The 19,617-nt window shown below is 68.7% G+C and carries 15 protein-coding genes and 1 pseudogene; 8 read left to right on the top strand and 8 right to left on the bottom strand.

Annotated features, from left to right (window positions below; genetic code table 11):
* Positions 1-58 precede the first annotated feature (58 nt).
* From ACQEVU_RS17125 to ACQEVU_RS17105, 5 genes are all read right to left on the bottom strand, one after another.
* A complete protein-coding gene (locus ACQEVU_RS17125; RefSeq protein ID WP_433324538.1) occupies positions 59-1,306 on the bottom strand; it encodes a CHAT domain-containing protein in 1,248 nt (415 codons plus the stop codon).
* A 181-nt stretch (positions 1,307-1,487) separates the two neighbouring features.
* Positions 1,488-2,522 carry a cupin-like domain-containing protein gene (locus ACQEVU_RS17120; protein ID WP_433324536.1) on the bottom strand — a complete coding sequence of 345 codons (1,035 nt, stop codon included), beginning with the start codon at positions 2,520-2,522 and terminating at the stop codon, positions 1,488-1,490.
* A 94-nt stretch (positions 2,523-2,616) separates the two neighbouring features.
* Entirely contained in the window at positions 2,617-2,796 is a 180-nt protein-coding gene (locus tag ACQEVU_RS17115) for a hypothetical protein (protein ID WP_433324534.1), read from the bottom strand.
* 223 nt (positions 2,797-3,019) lie between these two features.
* Positions 3,020-3,796, bottom strand: a complete 777-nt coding sequence (locus ACQEVU_RS17110; protein ID WP_433324532.1) for a hypothetical protein — start codon at positions 3,794-3,796, stop codon at positions 3,020-3,022.
* Positions 3,797-3,981: 185 nt separating this feature from the next.
* On the bottom strand, positions 3,982-5,253 hold the full coding sequence (locus ACQEVU_RS17105; protein ID WP_433335382.1) for a hypothetical protein: 1,272 nt from the start codon (positions 5,251-5,253) through the stop codon (positions 3,982-3,984).
* On the opposite strand from ACQEVU_RS17105, the gene ACQEVU_RS17100 reads away from it, so the two are divergent.
* Positions 5,240-5,620 carry a hypothetical protein gene (locus ACQEVU_RS17100; protein WP_433335380.1) on the top strand — a complete coding sequence of 127 codons (381 nt, stop codon included), beginning with the start codon at positions 5,240-5,242 and terminating at the stop codon, positions 5,618-5,620. The two genes, ACQEVU_RS17105 and ACQEVU_RS17100, sit on opposite strands and share 14 nt — an antisense overlap.
* Before the next feature lie 42 nt (positions 5,621-5,662).
* Here ACQEVU_RS17100 and ACQEVU_RS17095 read toward each other — a convergent pair.
* Positions 5,663-6,775: pseudogene (locus tag ACQEVU_RS17095) on the bottom strand (BTAD domain-containing putative transcriptional regulator); the annotation flags it as partial.
* Positions 6,776-7,542: 767 nt separating this feature from the next.
* On the opposite strand from ACQEVU_RS17095, the gene ACQEVU_RS17090 reads away from it, so the two are divergent.
* Positions 7,543-9,243 carry a putative Ig domain-containing protein gene (locus tag ACQEVU_RS17090; protein WP_433324530.1) on the top strand — a complete coding sequence of 567 codons (1,701 nt, stop codon included), beginning with the start codon at positions 7,543-7,545 and terminating at the stop codon, positions 9,241-9,243.
* Positions 9,244-9,531: 288 nt separating this feature from the next.
* Positions 9,532-11,247 (top strand): putative Ig domain-containing protein, encoded by a 1,716-nt coding sequence (locus tag ACQEVU_RS17085; RefSeq protein WP_433324528.1) that lies wholly within the window; start codon positions 9,532-9,534, stop codon positions 11,245-11,247.
* Between the two features lie 172 nt (positions 11,248-11,419).
* On the opposite strand, the gene ACQEVU_RS17080 is transcribed toward ACQEVU_RS17085, so the two are convergent.
* The gene (locus tag ACQEVU_RS17080) at positions 11,420-12,478 is read right to left on the bottom strand and encodes a LacI family DNA-binding transcriptional regulator (RefSeq protein WP_433324526.1); all 1,059 of its coding nucleotides are present in this window, start codon (positions 12,476-12,478) and stop codon (positions 11,420-11,422) included.
* Positions 12,479-13,244: 766 nt separating this feature from the next.
* Between ACQEVU_RS17080 and ACQEVU_RS17075 the strand changes: the two genes are divergently transcribed.
* The 5 genes from ACQEVU_RS17075 (at position 13,245) to ACQEVU_RS17055 (ending at position 18,903) form a co-directional block, all read left to right on the top strand.
* Positions 13,245-14,591: an ABC transporter substrate-binding protein gene (locus ACQEVU_RS17075; RefSeq protein ID WP_433324524.1), complete on the top strand. Its 1,347-nt coding sequence runs from the start codon at positions 13,245-13,247 to the stop codon at positions 14,589-14,591.
* Positions 14,592-14,662: 71 nt separating this feature from the next.
* Entirely contained in the window at positions 14,663-15,670 is a 1,008-nt protein-coding gene (locus ACQEVU_RS17070; protein ID WP_433324522.1) for a carbohydrate ABC transporter permease, read from the top strand.
* Positions 15,667-16,551: a carbohydrate ABC transporter permease gene (locus ACQEVU_RS17065; protein ID WP_433324520.1), complete on the top strand. Its 885-nt coding sequence runs from the start codon at positions 15,667-15,669 to the stop codon at positions 16,549-16,551. The genes ACQEVU_RS17070 and ACQEVU_RS17065 overlap by 4 nt, the downstream gene beginning before the upstream one ends.
* A gap of 50 nt (positions 16,552-16,601) precedes the next feature.
* On the top strand, positions 16,602-18,113 hold the full coding sequence (locus tag ACQEVU_RS17060) for an alpha-N-arabinofuranosidase (protein ID WP_433324518.1): 1,512 nt from the start codon (positions 16,602-16,604) through the stop codon (positions 18,111-18,113).
* A gap of 214 nt (positions 18,114-18,327) precedes the next feature.
* Entirely contained in the window at positions 18,328-18,903 is a 576-nt protein-coding gene (locus ACQEVU_RS17055; protein ID WP_433324516.1) for a dihydrofolate reductase family protein, read from the top strand.
* Here ACQEVU_RS17055 and ACQEVU_RS17050 read toward each other — a convergent pair.
* A complete protein-coding gene (locus tag ACQEVU_RS17050) occupies positions 18,888-19,595 on the bottom strand; it encodes a helix-turn-helix domain-containing protein (RefSeq protein WP_433324514.1) in 708 nt (235 codons plus the stop codon). The genes ACQEVU_RS17055 and ACQEVU_RS17050 overlap by 16 nt on opposite strands.
* Positions 19,596-19,617: the final 22 nt, after the last annotated feature.

Raw genomic sequence — 19,617 nt, 5'->3', positions numbered from 1 at the left:
GAATGTCACCCCGAATACCCGCGACGAACGGCGGTAACCAACCACGCGGCGCGGCGGTTCACGGCCCCGTGTGCGTGAACGGCGTCCAGACGCTCGGGCGGTCGGGGTCGCGCCGGCGCAGCTCGCGCACCGCCTCGTGCAGGGCGTGCGCCGAGCGCTCGGGCCGCAGCGCGGCGCCGTCGCGGATGTGCCGGTAGACGGTCTCGGTGACGTCGGCCGCGCTGTCGTCCCACACGGACCACAGCGTGGCGATGACGTGGCGGTACCCGGTGTAGTGCAGCGCGGCGGCGAGCGTGATCGCCTCGTCGGGCAGGTTCAGCCCGCCGGTCGCCGTCTTGCACGCCGACAGGAAGGCGAGGTCGCCACGGTACTGCCGGGAGCTGATGTCATTGACGGTGAGCATCCCGTCGTACAGCAGCAGCCCGCCCCGCGACGGGTCGTCCAGGTGCTGCTGGCCGTGGCAGCTGAAGTGCACCCACCGGTGCGACGGCAACGCGGCGCCAACACCGGCCACGGTGGCGGCGGAGCCCTCCAGCACGACCGGCGTGCCGAGCCGCGACAGCATCTCGACCTCCCGCCGCACGTTGGGCAGCGACGGCTGCCCCGGCGTGTCCGGCAGCGCGACCACGAGCAGCGCGTCGCCGGCCGTGACCTCGGCGTCGGGCCGCGGCCGGCGGGCCTCCAGCAGCGCGCGCAGCGTCGGGGTGTACGACGAGATGACCCGGTCCATGACCGCGGCCCCGTCGGTGCCGTGCCGCCCGGCGGCGTGCAGCGGCAGCAGCGTGAGCGGCCCGGTCGGGCACCACCACAGCTTCGGCCACGGGGCCCCGTCGGCCGGCGCCTCGGTCAGCCCGAGCCGCTCGAGCACCGGCGCGGCGATGCTGTCCCAGCACCACGCCAGCACGTCGCCGAGGTCGGTCTCCAGCCCGCGCAGCTCCCGCGCCACGGCGTCGCGCGAGTTCCCGTCGCGCCCCTTCCCGGCGTCCTCGAAGTGCCCGACGGTGCGAAGGTAGAACCCGACCCGCTCGACCACCTCGTCGAGGCTGAGGTGCGGCAGCGGCACGAGCTCGACGCCCTCACGGGTCACGATGAGCGCGTCGCACCGCCACCGGCTCACGTTGACGATCACCACCGGCCCGTCGGCCGCGGCCGGCAACAGCGTCTCCAGCGACGGCGGCCGCAGGAAGTCCTCGAAGCCCGGCAGCCGCCGGACCTCTTCGACGAGCTCATCCCACTCGCGCGCGAGCGCCATCCGCCGGTCGATCTCGCGCGACGGCCCGCCCCACGCGGGATCGTCAGACGTCACGCCGCCATTCTTCTGACTCGATCCACCCCCGCACAGTCGGCCGAACGTCCGGCCTCTTTCCGGATGCCGGCGTGCGCCTCGTCGGGACCACCGCGCGAAACCGGCTCGGCGCAGCAACCGGACCATCCGACAACGGGCGATCATTGCAGTTGCGGCCCGCCGCAGTGGCGAGCCATGCGGGTCACGCCCCAGCGGAGGCCGCGGCGTGCGCGGCCGGCGGGGTGACCACGTGGTGGTTGCCGCCGTCGACGGCGAACTGGTGGAAGCTCATCGACGCGCTCACGTCCAGTGCCTCGACCCAGTGCCACCAGCCCGCTGGTATGAACAGCATCTCGCCCGGCTGCAGCACGGTCTCCAGCACGGTGGCGCGGGCGAACAGCGGATGGCGCCCCAGGTCCGGGTGTGCGGCGTCGACGGCGCTGAACGTGCCGCCGCGCGGGTACACCAAGTGCCGCTGGAACGACGGCACGAGCCGGACGTGCTTACGGCCCAGCACCTGACCCAGCAGGACGCTGGCGGCGTCGACGTGCAGCGGGGTGACCGTGCCGGCCGGGCCGAGCAGGAGATTGGTCATGTCGGCCGGCCCATTCGGGTCGACGATGCCGGCCGGTGCCCGCACGTCTGAGGCGAGGCCCCGCAGCGCGCCACGGGTGTTGTCATTGCGCGGCACCATGTAGTAGTCGTTGGTCCGCCGGCCGGTGCGCAGCAGGTCGAGGTACTGCCGGAACGGCATGCGTGTGCGGTGCCGGTCGTACTGCCAGGCGTGGTCGGGATTGGCCTCCCGCCCGGTCATCACCTCGACCTCCTCGTCGCCGAACCGTTCGGCGAGGCTGTCGAGGGTCCAGGCGCGCGCCGGCCAGTCCTCCATCAGTCCACACAGGACGACCGGGCGGTGACCGAAGTAGTAGCGGCCGAAGAACTCCTGCGGGTCGATGCCCGTGCGTCGGTCGAGCCGCCGTCCGCCGTCATGGTCGCGCAGCTCAGCATAGAGGTCCATCAGCGCGGCCGCCCAGTCGCTGCGCAGCGCGAGCGTGCGGCACGCGCGGAAGTACGGATGGGCAAGCACGGCCGACAGCTCCTCCTCCACGGCAGCCGAGTCGATCCCGGCGGCAGCGGCGGTGGCGCGCACCTCCTCGGCGGCCGCGCCCAGCGCCAGGTTCTCCGCCATCCAGGCGCGCCAGGTCGCGTCGAGTGCGATCGTGTCGGTGAACGTCACGTGGATTCCTTCCGGGCCGCCCCGGTCAGGTGCCGCCAGGGCACCCGACCGGGTGTGTTGCTTGGGTTTGCGAAACACTTCGGCGACGCCAAGGTCAGCCAGGGTTCTTCTCCGGCGGGGTGTCCTTGGGGTCCACCATGGACAGTGGCGGCGTCTGCTGCGGCGCGGCGCCGAATCCGCCGGGGTCCGTGCCGATGAACAGGGCGGTCGCGGCGGCGAACGCCAACGCCAGCGCCACGACGAACCGCCGCGTCCGGTGTGGGACAGTGCTCATCGGGCGTCCGCCGCCGGCGGCGGCGACGCCGGACGGGTGCGCGGCGTCAGTTCGCAGGTGGGGTAGTTGTTCTTCACGTGGGCCGGAATATGGTCCGGTTCCGGGGGCCCGCCGTTGGGCGGGATCGCGCGGACAGGGCGCATGGTGCACCTTTCGTGTGTCGGGCCGGATGGTCCCGGCGTCGGTCTTCGGGTCGGGACGGTGTCGTTCAGCGTCAGACGGTTCACCCGGCTGACGACCGTGGCTGGTGCGCGGCGGCGGTCGCCGGGTGCACGGCTACCAAACCCAGTCCCAGCCGGCGGTGACAGAGCCGATGCAGGTGCTCATACGCCGCCGGCCCGATCAGCGCCGTCAGCTCCGCGGCGTACCGGTCGACGAGCGGCTCGTCGGCCACGTGGGCGGCCGGAGCGGACGTGCACCACCAGTGGTGCTCCCGGCCGGCGTCGCCCCACGAGCGGCGGCTGTACTCGGTGAGCGTCGTGAGCACGACGGTGGTCCCGTCCTCCTGGATCACCGGGCCGCGCCGCCATCGGATCGGCAGCTGCCAGCACACGTCCGGCTTGTACGTCATCGCCGCAACGCCGTCGTGCTCGGCCAGGACGTGCAGGGCGCACCCGCCGCCACCGGGAAAGTCGGCGTCGTTGAGCAGCACGCACGGCCCGTCCGGGAGGGTGGCCGTCCGGGTCGCCGGCTGCTCGCCCAGCACCGACTCCACGGCGTACCCGTCCACCCCGACGGCGTGGTGCTGCCACGTCCGAGGGGTGAGCCGCCGCACGACCGATCCGACCCGTCGCAGGTCGGCCGGGCCGCTGAAGTAGGCGCCGGTGGAGCAGCAGCCCTCCGCCGCGCGGCCGGGCCGGACACCGGCGCAGCCACGGCCGTAGACGCACGCCCACCGCGACAGCAGCCACGTCAGGTCGGCGCGCACGACGCGCCCACGGTCGGCCGGGTCGACGAACTCCACCCACTCCCGGTCACAGACGGAATCGACCTCCGTCATGCCGTTGTGCTGCATCGCCCTCCCCTCGTCACGCGGCCCGTCGCCGCCTGGGCAACAGAATGCGGTACGGCGCTTGGGAACCGCTGAGAAATCCCCGCCGACCAGCGCGAACGGGCAGGGCTCCGGCGCTCGGGCGATGACGTCGGGCTGTGCTCGCCTCCGCCGCACCCCGGCTCCGGCAGCGCTCAGGCGGTGTGAGGCGCCAGCAGCTCGGCGACCTGCGCGCCGGACAGCCGTCGCCCCTGGGCGACCAGCCGCGCCAGCTCCGGCGGCGACAGCCGCTCGCGCACCGCCGCCTCCCAGCGCGACGCGTCGATCGGGTCCATCCGCCCGGGCACGAACCCGATCCGTTCGCCACGCCCGGCGACCACACCGAGCAACCGCGCACCGGTCTCCGGGTCACCGCCGAGCGCCAGCACCCCGGCGGCGGTATGCAGCATGGCCAGCCACGCGGTGGTGTCACCGGCCCGGCCGGCGGCGAGCGCGGCACCCGCCGCCTGCCGGACCGCCCACGGCAGGTCGTCGAGGTCCACGGCGTTCTTCACAGCCGCCCACGTCGCGGACAGCGCCGCCCAGCCGTACCCACATCCGCCGGCCACCTCCCGCGCGGCGGCGAACGCGGCGTGCGCCTGCTCGTACCGGCCGGCCAGCCGCGCCACCAGCCCGATCGTCGCCTCCACCTCGGCCCGCAGCCACGCCGGACCGCCCGCCCGGGCCAGGTCACCGGCCTGCTCGGCGCGGGCCACGTCGATCGGCCCACCGGCAAGCGCCGCGAAGTACGCCCCGTAGCTCACCGCCTTGGCCAGCGTCACCACATCGCCGACCGCGCGGGCCGGCGCGACGGCCGCCTCGAGGTCCCGCGCGGCGGCGGCCGGGTCACCGGCCAGGTAGTGCAGCCCGCCGAGGGAGATCCGCGCCTTGGCCCATCCGCCCGGGTCGAGGTCCACGGCGACCTTCGCGGCGCGGCGCAGCCACCCGATGCCCTCGCCGATGCCCCCGCTGCGGTACCAGAACAGCCCGAGCGCCGCAGCCAGTCGCAGGTACGACCCGTGGTCGCCCGCTGCCCACGCCGACGTCAACGCCGCACGCAGATTGACCCGTTCCACCCCGAGCCGGACCAGCCACCTGGCCGCGTCCGTGGTAACGAGCCCGGCGTCGGCGCGTTCGGCGAGCGCCGTCAGAGCCTGCCGGGACCGCGCAGCCGCCCACTCCGCGTCGTCGTCGCCGAGCTGCCCTCGGGCGTGCTCCCGGACCAGGTCCAGCAGCACGTACCGGCCGTCGTAGCGGACGTCGCGGGTCAGGCACGACGCACCGGCCAGCCGGGCCACCGCCGGGTCGGCCAGGTCGCCCAGCAGTTCCCGGGCCAGCGCCAGGTCGAACCCGCCGGGCAGCGCGCCGAGCAACCCCAACGCCCGCCGGTCCGGCTCCGACAGCAGCGCCAGCATGTCGTCGAGCATCGTGCGCAGCGTCGCGCGCTGCGCCGGCGCGGGCCCCTGCCGCCGCCTCCAGCAGCAGCACCGGCTCGCCGAGCCGGGCGGCCACCTCATGCACCGGCAGCGTGCGGCACAATCCGGCCAGCAGCTCCACCGCCAGCGGCAGGCCGTGCACGTGCGTGCATACCCGCCGAGCCGCGGCGAGGTCCGCCGCGTCCGGGGTCCGTCCGCCGCTGACCGCCTGCAGCCGCTGCAGGAACAGCTGTACCGCGTCCGGCCGCACCGGCAGCGGAGCGACGTCGAGGACCGCCTCCCCGGGTACGCCCAACGCGACTCTGCTGGTGGTGACGATCCGCACGTGCGGGCTGCCGCGCAGCAGCGCTCCGCATAGCCGGGCCACGGCCTCGGGCGCGACCTCGCACGCGTCGAGGAACAGCATCAGCCGTCGCTGCCGCAGTGCCTCCACAAGGTCTGCCACGTCGTGTGCGGCGCTGAGCCGCAACGCCCGGCCAACCTCCGCGGCCAGGAGCGCCGGGTCGGGCAGCTCCGACAGCTCCACGACCCATGGTCCGTCGTCGTCGCTGCGGGCCCGCGCGAACTCCAGTGCCAGCCGCGACTTGCCCACTCCGCCCGGCCCGGTCAGCGTCACCAGCCGATACCGGCGCAGCAGCTCCCGCAGACGAGCCAGCTCGTCGCGGCGCCCGACGAACGAGTCCAGCCCCGCCGGTACGTTGTGCCGGGGAATACGGTCGGCCGGGACGGGCTGGATCAGCGCCGGATCCTGGGTGAGGATGCGCCGCTCCAGCCGACGCAACGCCGGGCCGGGGTCGACGCCCAGCTCTCGCCGCAACTCGTCGCGCGCCTCGCGCAGGGTATGCAGCGCGTCGCCCTGCTGGCCGGCCCGGTACTCAGCCAACGCCAGCAACTCCCAGCCCCGCTCCCGCAGCGGATGCTCCCGGGTGTGCCCGCGCAGAGCCCCGACGAGCGCCGGATCGTGCCCCAGCACCAGCAGCGCCGCGTAGCGATCCTCGACCACGGCCAGCCGCAGCTCGTGCAGCCGCGCTACCTCAACCGCCGCGAAGTCCTCCGCGTCGAGGTCCGGATACGGTCGGCCCCGCCACAGCCTCAACGCCGCGTCGAGCGCGCGGACCGCCGTCTCCGCGTCGCCGTCGGCGAGGCTCCGCCGGCCACGCCGCCCCAGGTCGGCGAAGCGGGTCGCGTCGACAGCGTCCTCCGGGACCCGCAGTGCGTAGCCGTCGCCGTGCAGCAGCACGCCGTAATCAGCGCCACCGAGGCGGAGCGCCCGGCGCAGCACGGTCACGTACCCCTGGACGGTGTTGACCGCCGTCCGCGGCACCCGGCCCCGCCACAGCAGGCCCACCAGCGCATCGACCGGCACCGGCCGCCCGCCCGCGGCGGCCAGCGCGGCGAGCACCTTGCGCGGCTGCGGCCCGCCGATCGGCAGCGGGTCTGCGCCCCGAGCCACCACCAGGGGGCCCAGGACCCCCACCGTCACGTCCCGCTGCGGCGTCGTGCTATCGATCATGGTGTTTAGACTTCGGCCTGCTGCGATCCGTTGCACGTCGATCGCAGCGATCTGGGTGATGGTTTCCTAGCGCACGGCGAGTCGAGCCGGGTGGCACCGCGCGGGCAGGTCGCATCCACCTCGTGGATTGGCCCCACCGAAGCCGGCGCTGTCCACCTCGTGCCGAGCTCCGTCCCGGACGAAGAGCGTTGCACCAGGTTGCCGCGAGCTACCGAACCGCCCGCGATGCCGGTCGCGCACGGCGACAAGGGAGCACCATCGGAACGCCAAAGTCCTGGTATGCGGAAGATCGCGACACATGCCGGGAAACGTCAAGGCCGCGGCCCGCGTTTTCGCTGGCCACAGCCTTGATCGTGTTGCGCGCCCGAAGGGACTCGGAGCCCTGACCTTCCTTATCCATGGTCGATGCGAACCGAACCGCGCAGGTCGAAACCTTGATCAAACAATGCCACAAGTATCCGATTTCCGTGCAAAAATGACGTTTTTTGTCTGTGACAAGAAACTTCTTGCAGATTTGTCACTTATTGACGCGGTCCCGACGGAGGGGGCAGTCGTCGAACCGACCGAGCACAACGTTGTAAACACACTTCTTTACAACGTCGTAAATCGCCGGTAACGTGGCGCCCGCGGTCAGCCGTCGTGGGTGCCCGGCCATTCACCGAAGGAAGGCAGTGACAACCTTGCAATTGCGTAAAAACTTCCGAAGGGCTCTGATACCAATCGCGGCCGGCGCTCTCGTCGCGGGGCTGGGGCTGAGCCTGCCGAGCGTGGCGTACGCCGAGGACGGGGTCGACCTGACGCCAGGCCCGCACATCATCGCGGATCCCAACTCGCCGACGGGTTACACGGGGCACTTCGTGTACTACAACCCGACTGCGACCAGCGTGCGGTTCGACGCCGACATCCTGCTGCGCAACTGGGCGGACCCCACCGACACGACGGTCTACCAGCCGCAGCAGTACCGCCCGGGTCTGATGCGCGGCGCCGGCGCCTATGACGTACAGATGACAAACGCCGGCAACGGCTACTGGGTCACCGACGTGCCCCTGGCCGCCGGCCCCAACCAGTACTGGTTCTACGTCAACAACAACACGAACCTGTGGGTCACGGATCCGGCGAACTCACCGATCTATGCTCCGGACGGACTCACCGGCACCGCCCGGCGCGCCTTCAACAAAGTCAACGTGCCGTACGACGCGGAGAAGCAGAACTACGCACCGATGGCGGAGCGTGTGATCGCGAACCCGCGGCCGGACACGCCGAAGGGCACGTGGAGCTATGTGCCGGTCCAGATCGGCACGGCCACGCGGACGCTGGGCGTCTACCTGCCGCCCGGCTACGACCCGGACCGCGCCGAGCCGTACAAGACGATCTACCTGCAGCACGGCAGCGGTCAGGACCAGTCCGACTGGATGAACATCGGCAGCGTTCCCGTCATCATGGACAACCTGATCGCCGACGGGCAGACCGAGCCCGCGGTCATCGTGACGACGAACTCCGCATACATGGGGGCCTCGCCGTACACGACCAACCTCGAAGGCATCATCATTCCGTTCGTCCAGAGCCACTACAACGTCTCGACGAACCGGATGGACAGGGCGTTCGCCGGCCTGTCGATGGGCGCGTCGATGACGATCAACATCATCAACAACAACCCACTGCGCTTCGGCTACTACGGCGTCTTCAGCTGGACGCCGCCGCCGCGCACCACAACGCCGAACATCAAGCAGGCCTACATCTACATGGGCTGCGGAGCGTGGGACAATCTCAACCTGTGCGTGACGCCGACACAGCTGAACGCGCTGAACGGTTTTGTCAATTACAAGTTCGACAAGATCGCGGGTGGCCACGACTTCAACGCCTGGCCTCAGCTCTTCGCGAACTTCGCGAGGAACTATGCGTGGCAGCGCGGGGCGTTTGTGAACGGTGCCCCGGTGTTTGCTACCGGTGGCGAGTCGCAGTCGGTCGATGAGAACCGGACGCTCACGTTCGGTGTCTCGGCGACCGATCCCGACGGTGACGCCCTGACGTACTCGGCCAGCGGCCTGCCGGCCGGCGCCGGCTTCGATCCCGCGACGCAACAGTTCTCATGGACGCCGGACTACACCCAGGCGGGAACCTACACGGTCACCTTCACAGCCAGCGACGGGACGAAGTCCTACAGCCTGTCGGGAACCAAGCAGGTCACCATCACCGTGCGAGACGTCACCGTTGCCGAGCAGATCTCGGGCCTGAAAGCATCCGTCGCCGCCCTCAACGTCAACGGCGGCATCAAGAACGCCCTCACCGTCAAGCTGGACCAGGCAACCAAGCTGCTCGACAAGGGCCAGACCGCCAACGCCGCCAGCGTGCTCTCCAACGACTTCATCGGCCAGGTCAACGACCTCAGCGGCGGCAAGCTCACCAAGGCCGACGCCGACGCACTCATCACCGCCGCAAAAGAAACGATCCAGAACATCAATTCATAGCAACCGCTCTCCAATGGCGGGGTTGCCGGCAGTCACAAGCTGCCGGCAACCCCATCGTGCTGTTTTCAGCCCGGTTCGAGAACGCGAACGGATATCGCGATTACTCCTCTGGAAAACGTTGTAGATGACTTCTTTACAACGTCGTAAATCGATTGTAGCGTGACGCCAGGGAGCGCCGCTCGGCGCTCACCGGCCATTCAAGGAGGAACGGTAATGCGCGTTCTGCAATTGAGTAAGCGCTTTCGAGGGGCTCTGAAACCAATCGCGGCTGTCGCTCTCGTCACGGGGTTGGGGCTGGGGCTGCCGAGCGTGGCGCACGCCGAGGACGGGGTCGACCTGACCCCGGGCCCGCACGTCATCGCGAATTCCAACTCGCCGACGGGTTACACGGGGCACTTCGTGTACTACAACCCGACCGCGACCAGCGTGCGGTTCGCCGCCGACATCCTGCTGCGCAACTGGGCGGACCCCACCGACACGACCATCTACCAGCCGCAGCAGTACCGGTCCGGTCTGATGCGCGGAGGCGGCGCGTATGACGTGCAGATGACCAACGCCGGCAACGGCTACTGGGTCACCGACGTGCCCCTGGCCGCCGGCGCGAACCAGTACTGGTTCTACGTCAACAACGACACGAACCTCTGGGTCACGGATCCGGCGAACTCACCGATCTACGCTCCGGATGGTCTCACCGGCACGGCCCGGCGCGCCTTCAACAAGGTGTACGTGCCGTACGACGCCGAGAAGCAGAACTACGCACCCTTGGCGGCGCGGCAGATCGAGCTTCTGCGACCGAACGCGCCCCACGGCACGTGGAGCTACGTGCCGGTCCAGATCGGCACCACCACGCGGACCATCGGGGTCTATCTCCCGCCCGGCTACGACGCCAACCGTGCCGAGCCGTACAAGACGATCTACATGCAGCACGGCAGCGGTCAGGACCAGTCCGACTGGATGAACATGGGCGACGTCCCCGTCATCATGGACAACCTGCTCCAGGATGGTCTCACCGAGCCCGCGGTCGTCATCACGACGAACACTAACTACCTTGGCAGCGCTGCCCAGGGGTACCCCAACCTGCGTGACACCGTGATGCCGTTCGTCGAGCGCAACTACCACGTCTCGACGCAGGCGAAGGATCGGGCGTTCGCCGGCCTGTCCGCGGGCGCCGCGGTCACATCCAACCTCATCAACTTCGACGCGACGAAGTTCGGGTACTACGGGGTGTTCAGCGGTGGCGTGGGAGTCCGCAACACCACACCGAATCTCGGGGTGCCCTACATCCTCTTCGGCGGCGGGGCATGGGACTTCGGGTTGCCCAACCCGAGCCAGGTGGCCGCACTGACCAACGCGCACGTGAAGAACGTCGTGGTCGCCGGCGCTCACGACTTCAACACGTGGGACCAACTGTTCACGATCTTCGCGAGGGACTATCTGTGGCAGCGCGGGGCGTTTGTGAACGGTGCCCCGGTGTTTGCCGCCGGTGGCGAGTCGCAGGCGGTCGATGAAAACCGGACACTCACGTTCGGTGTCTCGGCGACCGATCCCGACGGCGACGCCCTGACGTACTCGGCCAGCGGCCTGCCGGCCGGCGCCAGCTTCGATCCCGCGACGCAGCAGTTCTCATGGACGCCGGACTACACCCAGGCGGGAACCTACACGGTCACCTTCACAGCCAGCGACGGGACGAAGTCCTACAGCCTGTCCGGGACCAAACAGGTCACCATCACCGTCCGAGACGTCACCGTTGCCGAGCAGATCTCGGGCCTGAAAGCATCCGTCGCCGCCCTCAACGTCAACGGCGGCATCAAGAACGCCCTCACCGTCAAGCTGGACCAGGCAACCAAGCTGCTCGACAAGGGCCAGACCGCCAACGCCGTCAGCGTGCTCTCCAACGACTTCATCGGCCAGGTCAACGACCTCAGCGGCGGCAAGCTCACCAAGGCCGACGCCGACGCACTCATCACCGCCGCAAAAGAAACGATCCAGAACATCAATTCGTAACAACCATGGTCCAACGGTGGGTTGCCGGCAGTCACAAGCTGCCGGCAACCCCAATTCCGCGGTGTCCATGAACGTTTGTCAAGGGCAGCTCCCACAAGTGGGTCGAGGCGGCCGCACCGCTGATCTGCCGATCGGGATCGCCTACGACGAGTAAGCGGAAAGAATCACGGGTCTAGTCAGCCAGCGCCGATGGGCTCACGGCCGACGCGAGCGTCGGCTCCGGGTCCAGGAATCCGGTGGACTCGCGTGCCGCGACCTTGAAGTCGGCCAGGACCCGCCGAGGCGGCGCCTTGTCGCCCTTCTCGTTGATCCGCTCGATCAGGAGGTCGACGGCAACCTCGGCGATCTGGTCCCGGCCGGGATCGACGCTCGACATCGACGGAACCGAGAAGCGCGCCTCGTCGATGTTGTCGAACCCGATCACCGCCACGTCTTCCGGGACGCGAACTCCCGCCTGTCCCAGCACTCGGAGCGCTCCCAGCCCGAGCGTGTCATTGAGCGTGAACACGGCGTCGAACTCGACGCGGTCCGCCAGGAGATCGCGCATGGCGGCGGCGCCGTTCTCGCGATGCCACGGGGCGGCGACCCTCACGAGCGCCGGGTCGTACGGGACGTGGGCCGCGGCCAGCGCCTCCCGATATCCGCGCACGCGAAGGTTCGCGGACCGGATGTCGTCCTGATGGGTCGGATGCGCTCCGATCACCGCGATGCGCCGGCGGCCGATCTCGAGCAGGTGCTCGGTGGCCGCGCGTGCCGCGCCCACGTTGTGCATCGTGACGTGGTCGGTGGGGCCGTCAAAGATGCGCTCGCCGAGCAGCACCAGCGGGAAGGGCACCTGCAGCACCGCGACGTCGTCCTGACCGAGCTGCTCGGGACTGAAGAGGAGCCCGTCAGTCAGCCGCAATCGGTGTCCGGACAGCACCGCGATCTCGCCTTCGCGAGTGGCGCTCGTCTGATCCACGAGCACCTCGACGTTCCGCCGGTCGGCCGCGCGGATGACGGCGTCGGCGAGTTCGGCGAAGTAGCTCTGACGCAGCTCCGGGATCGCGAGCCCGATTACGCCGGTCCGGCCCGAACGCAGCCCGCGCGCCGAGAGATTGGGGCGGTAGTCGAGCGCGGCGATCGCTGCGTGCACCCGGGCCCGTGTGGCCGGGCGCACGTACGGATAGTCGTTGATGACGTTCGAAACCGTCTTGATCGATACTCCGGCGACGCGCGCAACGTCGTGCATGGTAGCGGCGATTGCAATCTCCCCTCATCGCGCGGCCACCGCAGAGAAGCGGTTTTGATTCAGTGTAGCGGCGTGGTGTCGGCCATCGGCCGAGCGGGGAACAAGGCCCCCTAGCCGCGACCAACGCCATTGACGACCCTGTTGATGCCTCGGCCCGGCTGTTGGTAAGGCCAGTCTTGGGGGAATAGTACGCTTTCCGGCGCCGTGCCTCGGTCGCGCGGTGAACGTGCGGGCCTCGGGAATGTGCGGCCGCCGGCGGATGCCCCGGCTCGGCGCGGCGACCAGGATCAGCACGGTCGGATGTGGGCCGGGCGGCCCCGTCCGCATCTTCGGCACGGCGGCCGGGCGCAGGCGCTCGCGGCCGGTGAGCAGGCGGTGGCGGTCGGCCCACTCTCGGCCGGCCTTGCGGCCGCGACCGTTTGCGCAGCTCCCACGCGACACCCCGGCGCATGGCGGCGGTGAACGTGATGCGGTGCTCGCTGCGGTAGCGGGAGCTCGGACCCACTTCTCGGCCTTGTTCTGCACGGGACCGGTGCCTCTACGCGAGGCAACCACCCGGCGCGCGGGGAGGTCTCCGATGGTCACTGCGCAGTCTTGACAGCGCGGGCGCGCTCCGCGATAGTCATTTCCTACAACGATGGAAATGCAATGGGAGAAGGCGTCCAGGACACGGAGCGGGTGACTGAAGTAGCCCACTTCGCGGCACGAGGGTTCCCGGATTGCGCCTGCACCGACAATTATGTCCGCATCCGAAAGGAATCGAACAGTGAAGACGAAGCAAGTCCTCGCTGCGTCGCTGCCCCTCCTGCTGATGGGCGCGTTAGCAGCATGCTCGAGCGGAGGAGACGACGGCGGCAATCAGGCGACGAACTGCACCAATACCATCCCGAAGCCCAACCTGCCCGTTGTCACGCTTTGGGCCTGGTACCCGAACACCCAGAAGGTAGTCGACAACTTCAATAACGGGCACGACGATGTCCAGGTTTGCTGGACGAATGCCGGCGCCGGTGGCGACGAATACGACAAGTTCCAGACGGCGGTCACGGCAGGCAAGGGCGCTCCCGACGTGGTCATGCTGGAGGCGGACCGGATCCCGACCTTCCAGGTGCAGAAGGCCCTCGTGGACCTCAAAGACCTCGGCTACAAGGACGTCAAGGCGAACTACAGCGATGGCGCCTGGAAGGACGTCTCGGTCGGCGACGGCGTCTACGGTGCTCCGATCGACGGCGGGCCGATGGGGATGATCTACCGCAAGGACATCTTCGGCAAGTACGGCATCACGCCTCCGACCACCTGGGCCGAGTACGAGGCGGCGGCGCAGAAGGTGAAGGATGCCGGCGGCCCGCTCTTCGGCGACTTCCCCGCGAACCAGCCGGCCTACGTCACGGCGCTGCTGTACCAGAACGGCGCGAAGCCGTTCACGTACGACCCCGCCAACAAGGGTGAGATCAGCATCAAGCTGAACGACGACGCCACCAAGAAGGTGCTCGACTACTGGGCCGGACTGGTCAAGAAGGGCCTGGTCAGCACCCAGGACCAGTTCACTCCCGAGTACATCTCGGGCGTGATCGGCGGCAAGTACGCCACCTACCTCTCCGCCGCGTGGGCGCCGGGCTACCTGCAGGGTGCCGGCGTGGGTAAGGGTGCCGACGCGGACGTGTGGGCGACGGCCCCGCTGCCGCAGTGGGACCCGGCCAACCCGGTCGCGGTGAACTGGGGCGGCTCCGCCTTCTCGGTGACCAGCAAGGCGAAGGACCCGGCGCTCGCCGCCAAGGTCGCGTTCGGAGTCTACGCCGACGACGCCTCGCTGAAGGACGGCTGGCAGAACCAGATCATCTTCCCGCTCAACCTCAAGGTGCTGCACGACCCGACCTTCGTCGACGCCAAGGTCGCCTTCTTCAGCGGCCAGCAGGCCAACAAGGAGGTCTACGTACCCGCCGCCAATGCCTACCAGGGCATGACCTACACCCCGATCGGACAGTACTTCTACTCCGCTTTCACGAAGCAGATCGCCGCGATCAACAGCGGGTCCAAGACCGGGTCCGCCGCCGCGGACGCGCTGCAAGCGGATGTCGTGGCCTACGCGAAGCAGCAGGGTTTCACCGTCAAGTGACCTGACACGGCGGGCCGGTCCGTGAACACACGGACCGGCCCTCCGTCGTACTTCCCAGACCCGGAGGCATCATGACCGGCTCGACCACCGACCCCGTCCGGAACGAGGGGGCAACGCCGATCCACGACCTTCCCAGCTCCGGCGACAGCACGGCCGCCTCGACCGCCGGCCCCGTGCCGTCGAGGGGGCGCCGCCGATCCACGACCTTGCGGCAGAACGTGGCCGGGTGGCTCTTCGTCGGACCCTTCGGCATCATCTTCCTCGCCCTCCTCGTGCTGCCGATCGGCTACGCGCTCTACCTGAGCCTGTTCCAGAAGAGGCTGATCGGCGGGACGACGTTCGTCTTCCTCGGCAACTACCTCAAGGCCTTCAGCGATCCCTCGTTCCTGCACGGGGTGTGGTTCGTCGTCCGGTTCTCGCTGGTGCTCATCCCGATCCAGATGGCCATCTCGTTGGCGATCGCGCTGATCCTCGACATGGTGACGAGCAAGTTCGCACGGTTCTCGCGCCTCATGATCTTCCTGCCGTACTCGATTCCCACGGTCATCGGTGCGCTGATGTGGGGGTTCCTGTACAGCAAGAACTTCGGTCCCATCGCGGACATCTTCGGCGCCTTCGGCGCCACGGGACCGGACTTCCTCAGCAACGGCATGGTCTTCTACGGCCTGCTGAACGTCGTGACCTGGCAATGGGCCGGGTACTACATGATCATCCTGTACGCCGCGCTGCAGGCGATCGATCCGAGCCTCTACGAGGCGGCCCGCATCGACGGCGCATCCCAGTGGCAGATCATCAGCCGGATCAAGATCCGGCTGGTCGCGCCGGCGCTCGTCCTCATCCTCGTGTTCGCCCTCATCGGAACGCTGCAGTTCTTCAACGAACCGAAGATCCTGCAGCAGCTTGCGGCCGGGGCCATCCCGGATGACTTCACGCCGAACATGTACGCGTATCAGCAGGCGTTCACGCTGGCGAACAGTAACTACAGCTCGACGATCTCCTTCGCGCTGGGCGCCGTCGTCTTCATCTCCGTCTACATCTTCATGTTCGCCACCCGCAAGCGAGGGAACTTCCTGTCATGAGCGCTACCGACATCGAGCGCCGGCGAGCTCGCCGGACACCGAGGCACATCCCGCTGCATCTCGTGCTCGCGCTGCTGGTGCTCTACTTCCTGGTCCCCTTCTGGTGGGTCATCGTGAACAGCTCGAAGGACTCGGCCGCGCTGTTCGGGGGTACCAACGCCCTCTGGTTCGCTCCCCACCTCAACTACGGCGAGAATCTGGCGCAGCTCTTCACCTACAACGGCGGCCTCTACGCGCGCTGGCTGGCGAACTCGGCCCTGTACGCGTTCGCCGGGGGCATCGGGGCGACGGTGCTGGCGGTGCTCGCCGGATACGGTTTCGCGACGTACCGGTTCGCAGGCCGTCGTGCCGGATTCTCGATCCTGCTCGGCGCGGTCATGGTGCCGACGACCGCGCTCGTCATGCCGACCTTCATCCTGTTCTCCCAGGTCAATCTGACGAACACGATCTGGTCGGTGATCCTGCCGACCTTGCTCAACCCGTTCGGTGTGTTCCTCATGAATCTGTACGCGCGCGATGCGTTGCCCGAGGAGCTGTTGGATGCCGCACGCGTCGACGGTGCCGGAGAGTTCAAGGCGTTCGTCAAGGTCGCGCTGCCGATCCTGCGGCCGGCGATCGTCACGGTGCTGCTGCTGTCGGTCGTGTCGTCGTGGAACAACTACTTCCTGCCGCTCGCGATGCTCACGGACAACCGCCTTTTTCCGGTGACGGTCGGGATCGGGCTCTGGCAGTCCACCGCATCCACCTACGGGGCCGCGGGAACGAATTTGTGGAGCATTATCATCCTCGGCTCGCTGGTCTCGATCATCCCGCTGATCATCGCGTTCCTCTGCCTTCAGCGCTATTGGCGAGGCGGCCTGACCGTCGGCGCCCTGAAATAGCCCGCTCGCATCCCCGACATCGAACAGCAACTGAGGAAACTGAGGAAACCTTGATCTCCGCGAATCTCACCGTCGACCCGCATTTCGTCGTGGGGCCGATCAACCGCAGGCTCTTCGGCTCCTTCGTCGAGCACCTCGGGCGATGCGTCTACGACGGCATTTACGAGCCGTCGCACCCCGACGCCGACAAAGAGGGGTACCGGCGCGACGTGATCGCGCTCGTCAAGGAACTCGGTGTGAGCACGATCCGGTATCCCGGAGGCAATTTCGTCTCGGGTTACCGCTGGGAGGACGGCGTCGGGCCGCGCGAGAACCGCCCCCGGCGTCTCGACCTCGCCTGGCACTCCACGGAGACGAACGAGATCGGTCTCGACGAGTTCGCGAAATGGCTCAAGAAGGTCGGCAGCGAGCTCATGTACGCGGTGAATCTCGGCACGCGCGGAGTGCAGGAAGCGCTCGATGTGCTCGAGTACACGAACATCCGGTCGGGCACCACGCTCTCCGAGCAGCGGATCGCGAACGGCGCGTTCGAGCCCTACGACATCCGCATGTGGTGCCTGGGCAACGAGATGGACGGCCCCTGGCAGCTCGGACACGGCACTCCGGACGAGTACGCCAAGCTGGCGGTCAAGACCGCACGCGCGATGCGGCAGCTCGACCCGACGCTGGAGCTCGTGGTGTGCGGGAGCTCGAACGCGCAGATGCCGCTCTTCGCGAACTGGGAGCGGGTCGTGCTCGCGGAGGCGTACGACGAGGTCGACTACATCTCGTGCCACGCCTACTACGAGCCGCGCGACGGAGACTACGCGAGCTTCCTGGCGTCCGCGGTGAACATGGACCGGTTCATCGACTCGATCGTCGCCACCGCCGACCACGTCAAGGCGGTACACGGCAGCCAGAAGAGCATCAACATCTCGTTCGACGAATGGAACGTCTGGTACCACTCGCGCTATGCCGAGGTCGACCGCATCACCGGCATCGACGACTGGCCGGTCGCCCCGCGCCTGCTCGAGGACGCCTACTCGGTCGCTGATGCGGTGGTCGTCGGCGGCCTGCTCATCTCGTTGCTGCGGCACGCAGACCGGGTGAAGTCCGCGAGCCTCGCACAGTTGGTGAACGTGATCGCGCCGATCATGACCGAGCCCGGGGGTCCGGCCTGGCGTCAGACGACGTTCTTCCCCTTCGCCCTGACCTCACGGCTCGCCCGTGGAGTGACCCTGGAGCTCAAGCTGGAGAGCCCGACTTACGAAACCGCCCTCTACGGTGAGGTCAGCGTGGTGGACGCCGTCGCGACGCACGACGCGGGCATGGGCGACACCGCGATCTTCATGGTCAACCGCAGCCTCACGGAGGCGGTGGAGCTGGCGGTCGACGTCAGCAACCTCGGCCAGGTGTATGTCGTCGACGCGCAGACCCTCCACGACGACGACATCCACGCGAAGAACACGCTCGATGATCCGGAGCGCGTCGGCCTCAAGCCGAACACCTCCCACTCCATCGGCGACGGCACGCTGCGGATCACGCTGCCGCCGGTCTCCTGGACCGCGGTGACGCTGCGATGACCGGCCTGGGCGGGCGTGGACGCCGGCGTCCATGCCCGCCCAGCCGGGTGCGGCACCGCGCCGCTGTACCGCTGTCGTTTCTGTACAAGACGGCCGCAGTGGGCGCTTCCTAGGGTGAGCAGGCCGGCCTGCCACCGTGCACCAATGTGGTGCACGGCCTGCCTTGTCGGCCTATTTGACCGCTCGTCACGTGCCAACGAGGAGAATCAGTCACATGCGTGAACTGGTCTACACCGGATTCGTGTCGCTCGACGGCGTTGTGGATTCCCCAGGCGGTGGGCCGAGCGAAGAGCACCGCAGCGGTGGCTGGGTGTTCAAGGACGTCGAATTTCTGCCCGAGGCGTTTTCACTCAAGGGCGAGGAGCTTGCGGACACGACGGCGCTGTTGTTCGGCCGCCGAAGCTACGAGGTGTTCGCACCGGTCTGGCGCGACTCGGACGACCACGCCGTCTACAAGGAACTGCCCAAGTACGTGGTCTCGACCACGCTGCCCGACGACGCCCTTGTCGAGGGATGGGGCCCGACCGCGATCCTGCGCTCGACTGACGACGTCGCCGAACTCAAGAACAGCGAGGGCGGCGCGATCTTCATCCACGGCAGCGCGGAACTCGCCCGCCGTCTGTCGGACGCCGGCCTGATCGACCGGTACAACCTTCTCGTCTTCCCAGTGCTGCTCGGAGCCGGGAAGAGCCTGTTCAGCACGAAGGACAAGGAGAAGCAGATGCTGAGCCTCCGGGCTTCCACGGCCTATCCGAACGGTGTCGTCAAGCTGATCTACGACGTCGGCTGATCCAGACTCAGGCCCAGCGCGCCGCCGGCACCCTCGCGGAGTTGTCGCGCTGTACGGCCGACGAACCGGCGCAGTGCGTGGGCCAGATGCGGCTCGTCGAAATACTCCAGCCTGCTGACGACATCGGCGACGTGGACACCGGCGGCCAGGAGCGTTGAGGCCGTGCGCGCACGTTCGATCTGCCGCACGGCCCCCTGGGTGAGCCCGGTCGCCGCTCGGAACCGGCGTTCGACCGTGCGTCCCGAGGCCGCTGGTCGGCGGCCGCGGCGGATCTCGGTCACGAACGGGTCACGGACCACGGCTCCCGCGCGGACGAGACGGTCAACCAGGGCCTCGGCGTCGTCGGGACCGGGGGTCTCCCAGCGGACGCCGTCCAGCCAGAAGCTCTTCCTCGTGGTCCTGGAGAGCTCGGTGCCCCCGTCGACCAGGGACGACATCGGCACGGCCCGCAATGACGTGCCCACGGCGAACTCGATGCCGACGAAGGTCGCGCCCTCCGGCACCGGCGAGGTGCCGCTCCTGGTCGCGGGACCGGAAACGCTCGCGTACGCCCGTCCCCCGCGCTCCCAGAACACCAAGCCCCAGTTCACCGCCGCAACGGACGTCATCTCCGCGACCCGCTCGCTCGTACAGGTCCACACGGTGTCAACCCATGGCGAATCCGATGCGCGCGTCTCGAACCGCAGTCCCACGCGAGCAGGATACGGCCCCGCG

The sequence above is a fragment of the Dactylosporangium sp. CA-139066 genome (assembly GCF_050936175.1).
Taxonomy (GTDB): Bacteria; Actinomycetota; Actinomycetes; order Mycobacteriales; family Micromonosporaceae; genus Dactylosporangium.
Note: the sequence above shows the minus strand (reverse complement) of the source record. Positions and strands in the feature narration are given on the sequence as shown.

What these genes read in the sequence shown, in the direction of transcription:
- ACQEVU_RS17080 (WP_433324526.1), bottom strand. Translation starts at nt 12,478, where the DNA reads ATGCACGACGTTGCGCGCGTCGCCGGAGTATCGATCAAGACGGTTTCG.
- ACQEVU_RS17110 (WP_433324532.1), bottom strand. Translation starts at nt 3,796, where the DNA reads ATGACGGAGGTCGATTCCGTCTGTGACCGGGAGTGGGTGGAGTTCGTC.
- ACQEVU_RS17070 (WP_433324522.1), top strand. Translation starts at nt 14,663, where the DNA reads ATGACCGGCTCGACCACCGACCCCGTCCGGAACGAGGGGGCAACGCCG.
- ACQEVU_RS17065 (WP_433324520.1), top strand. Translation starts at nt 15,667, where the DNA reads ATGAGCGCTACCGACATCGAGCGCCGGCGAGCTCGCCGGACACCGAGG.
- ACQEVU_RS17115 (WP_433324534.1), bottom strand. Translation starts at nt 2,796, where the DNA reads ATGAGCACTGTCCCACACCGGACGCGGCGGTTCGTCGTGGCGCTGGCG.
- ACQEVU_RS17055 (WP_433324516.1), top strand. Translation starts at nt 18,328, where the DNA reads ATGCGTGAACTGGTCTACACCGGATTCGTGTCGCTCGACGGCGTTGTG.
- ACQEVU_RS17105 (WP_433335382.1), bottom strand. Translation starts at nt 5,253, where the DNA reads ATGCTCGACGACATGCTGGCGCTGCTGTCGGAGCCGGACCGGCGGGCG.
- ACQEVU_RS17100 (WP_433335380.1), top strand. Translation starts at nt 5,240, where the DNA reads ATGTCGTCGAGCATCGTGCGCAGCGTCGCGCGCTGCGCCGGCGCGGGC.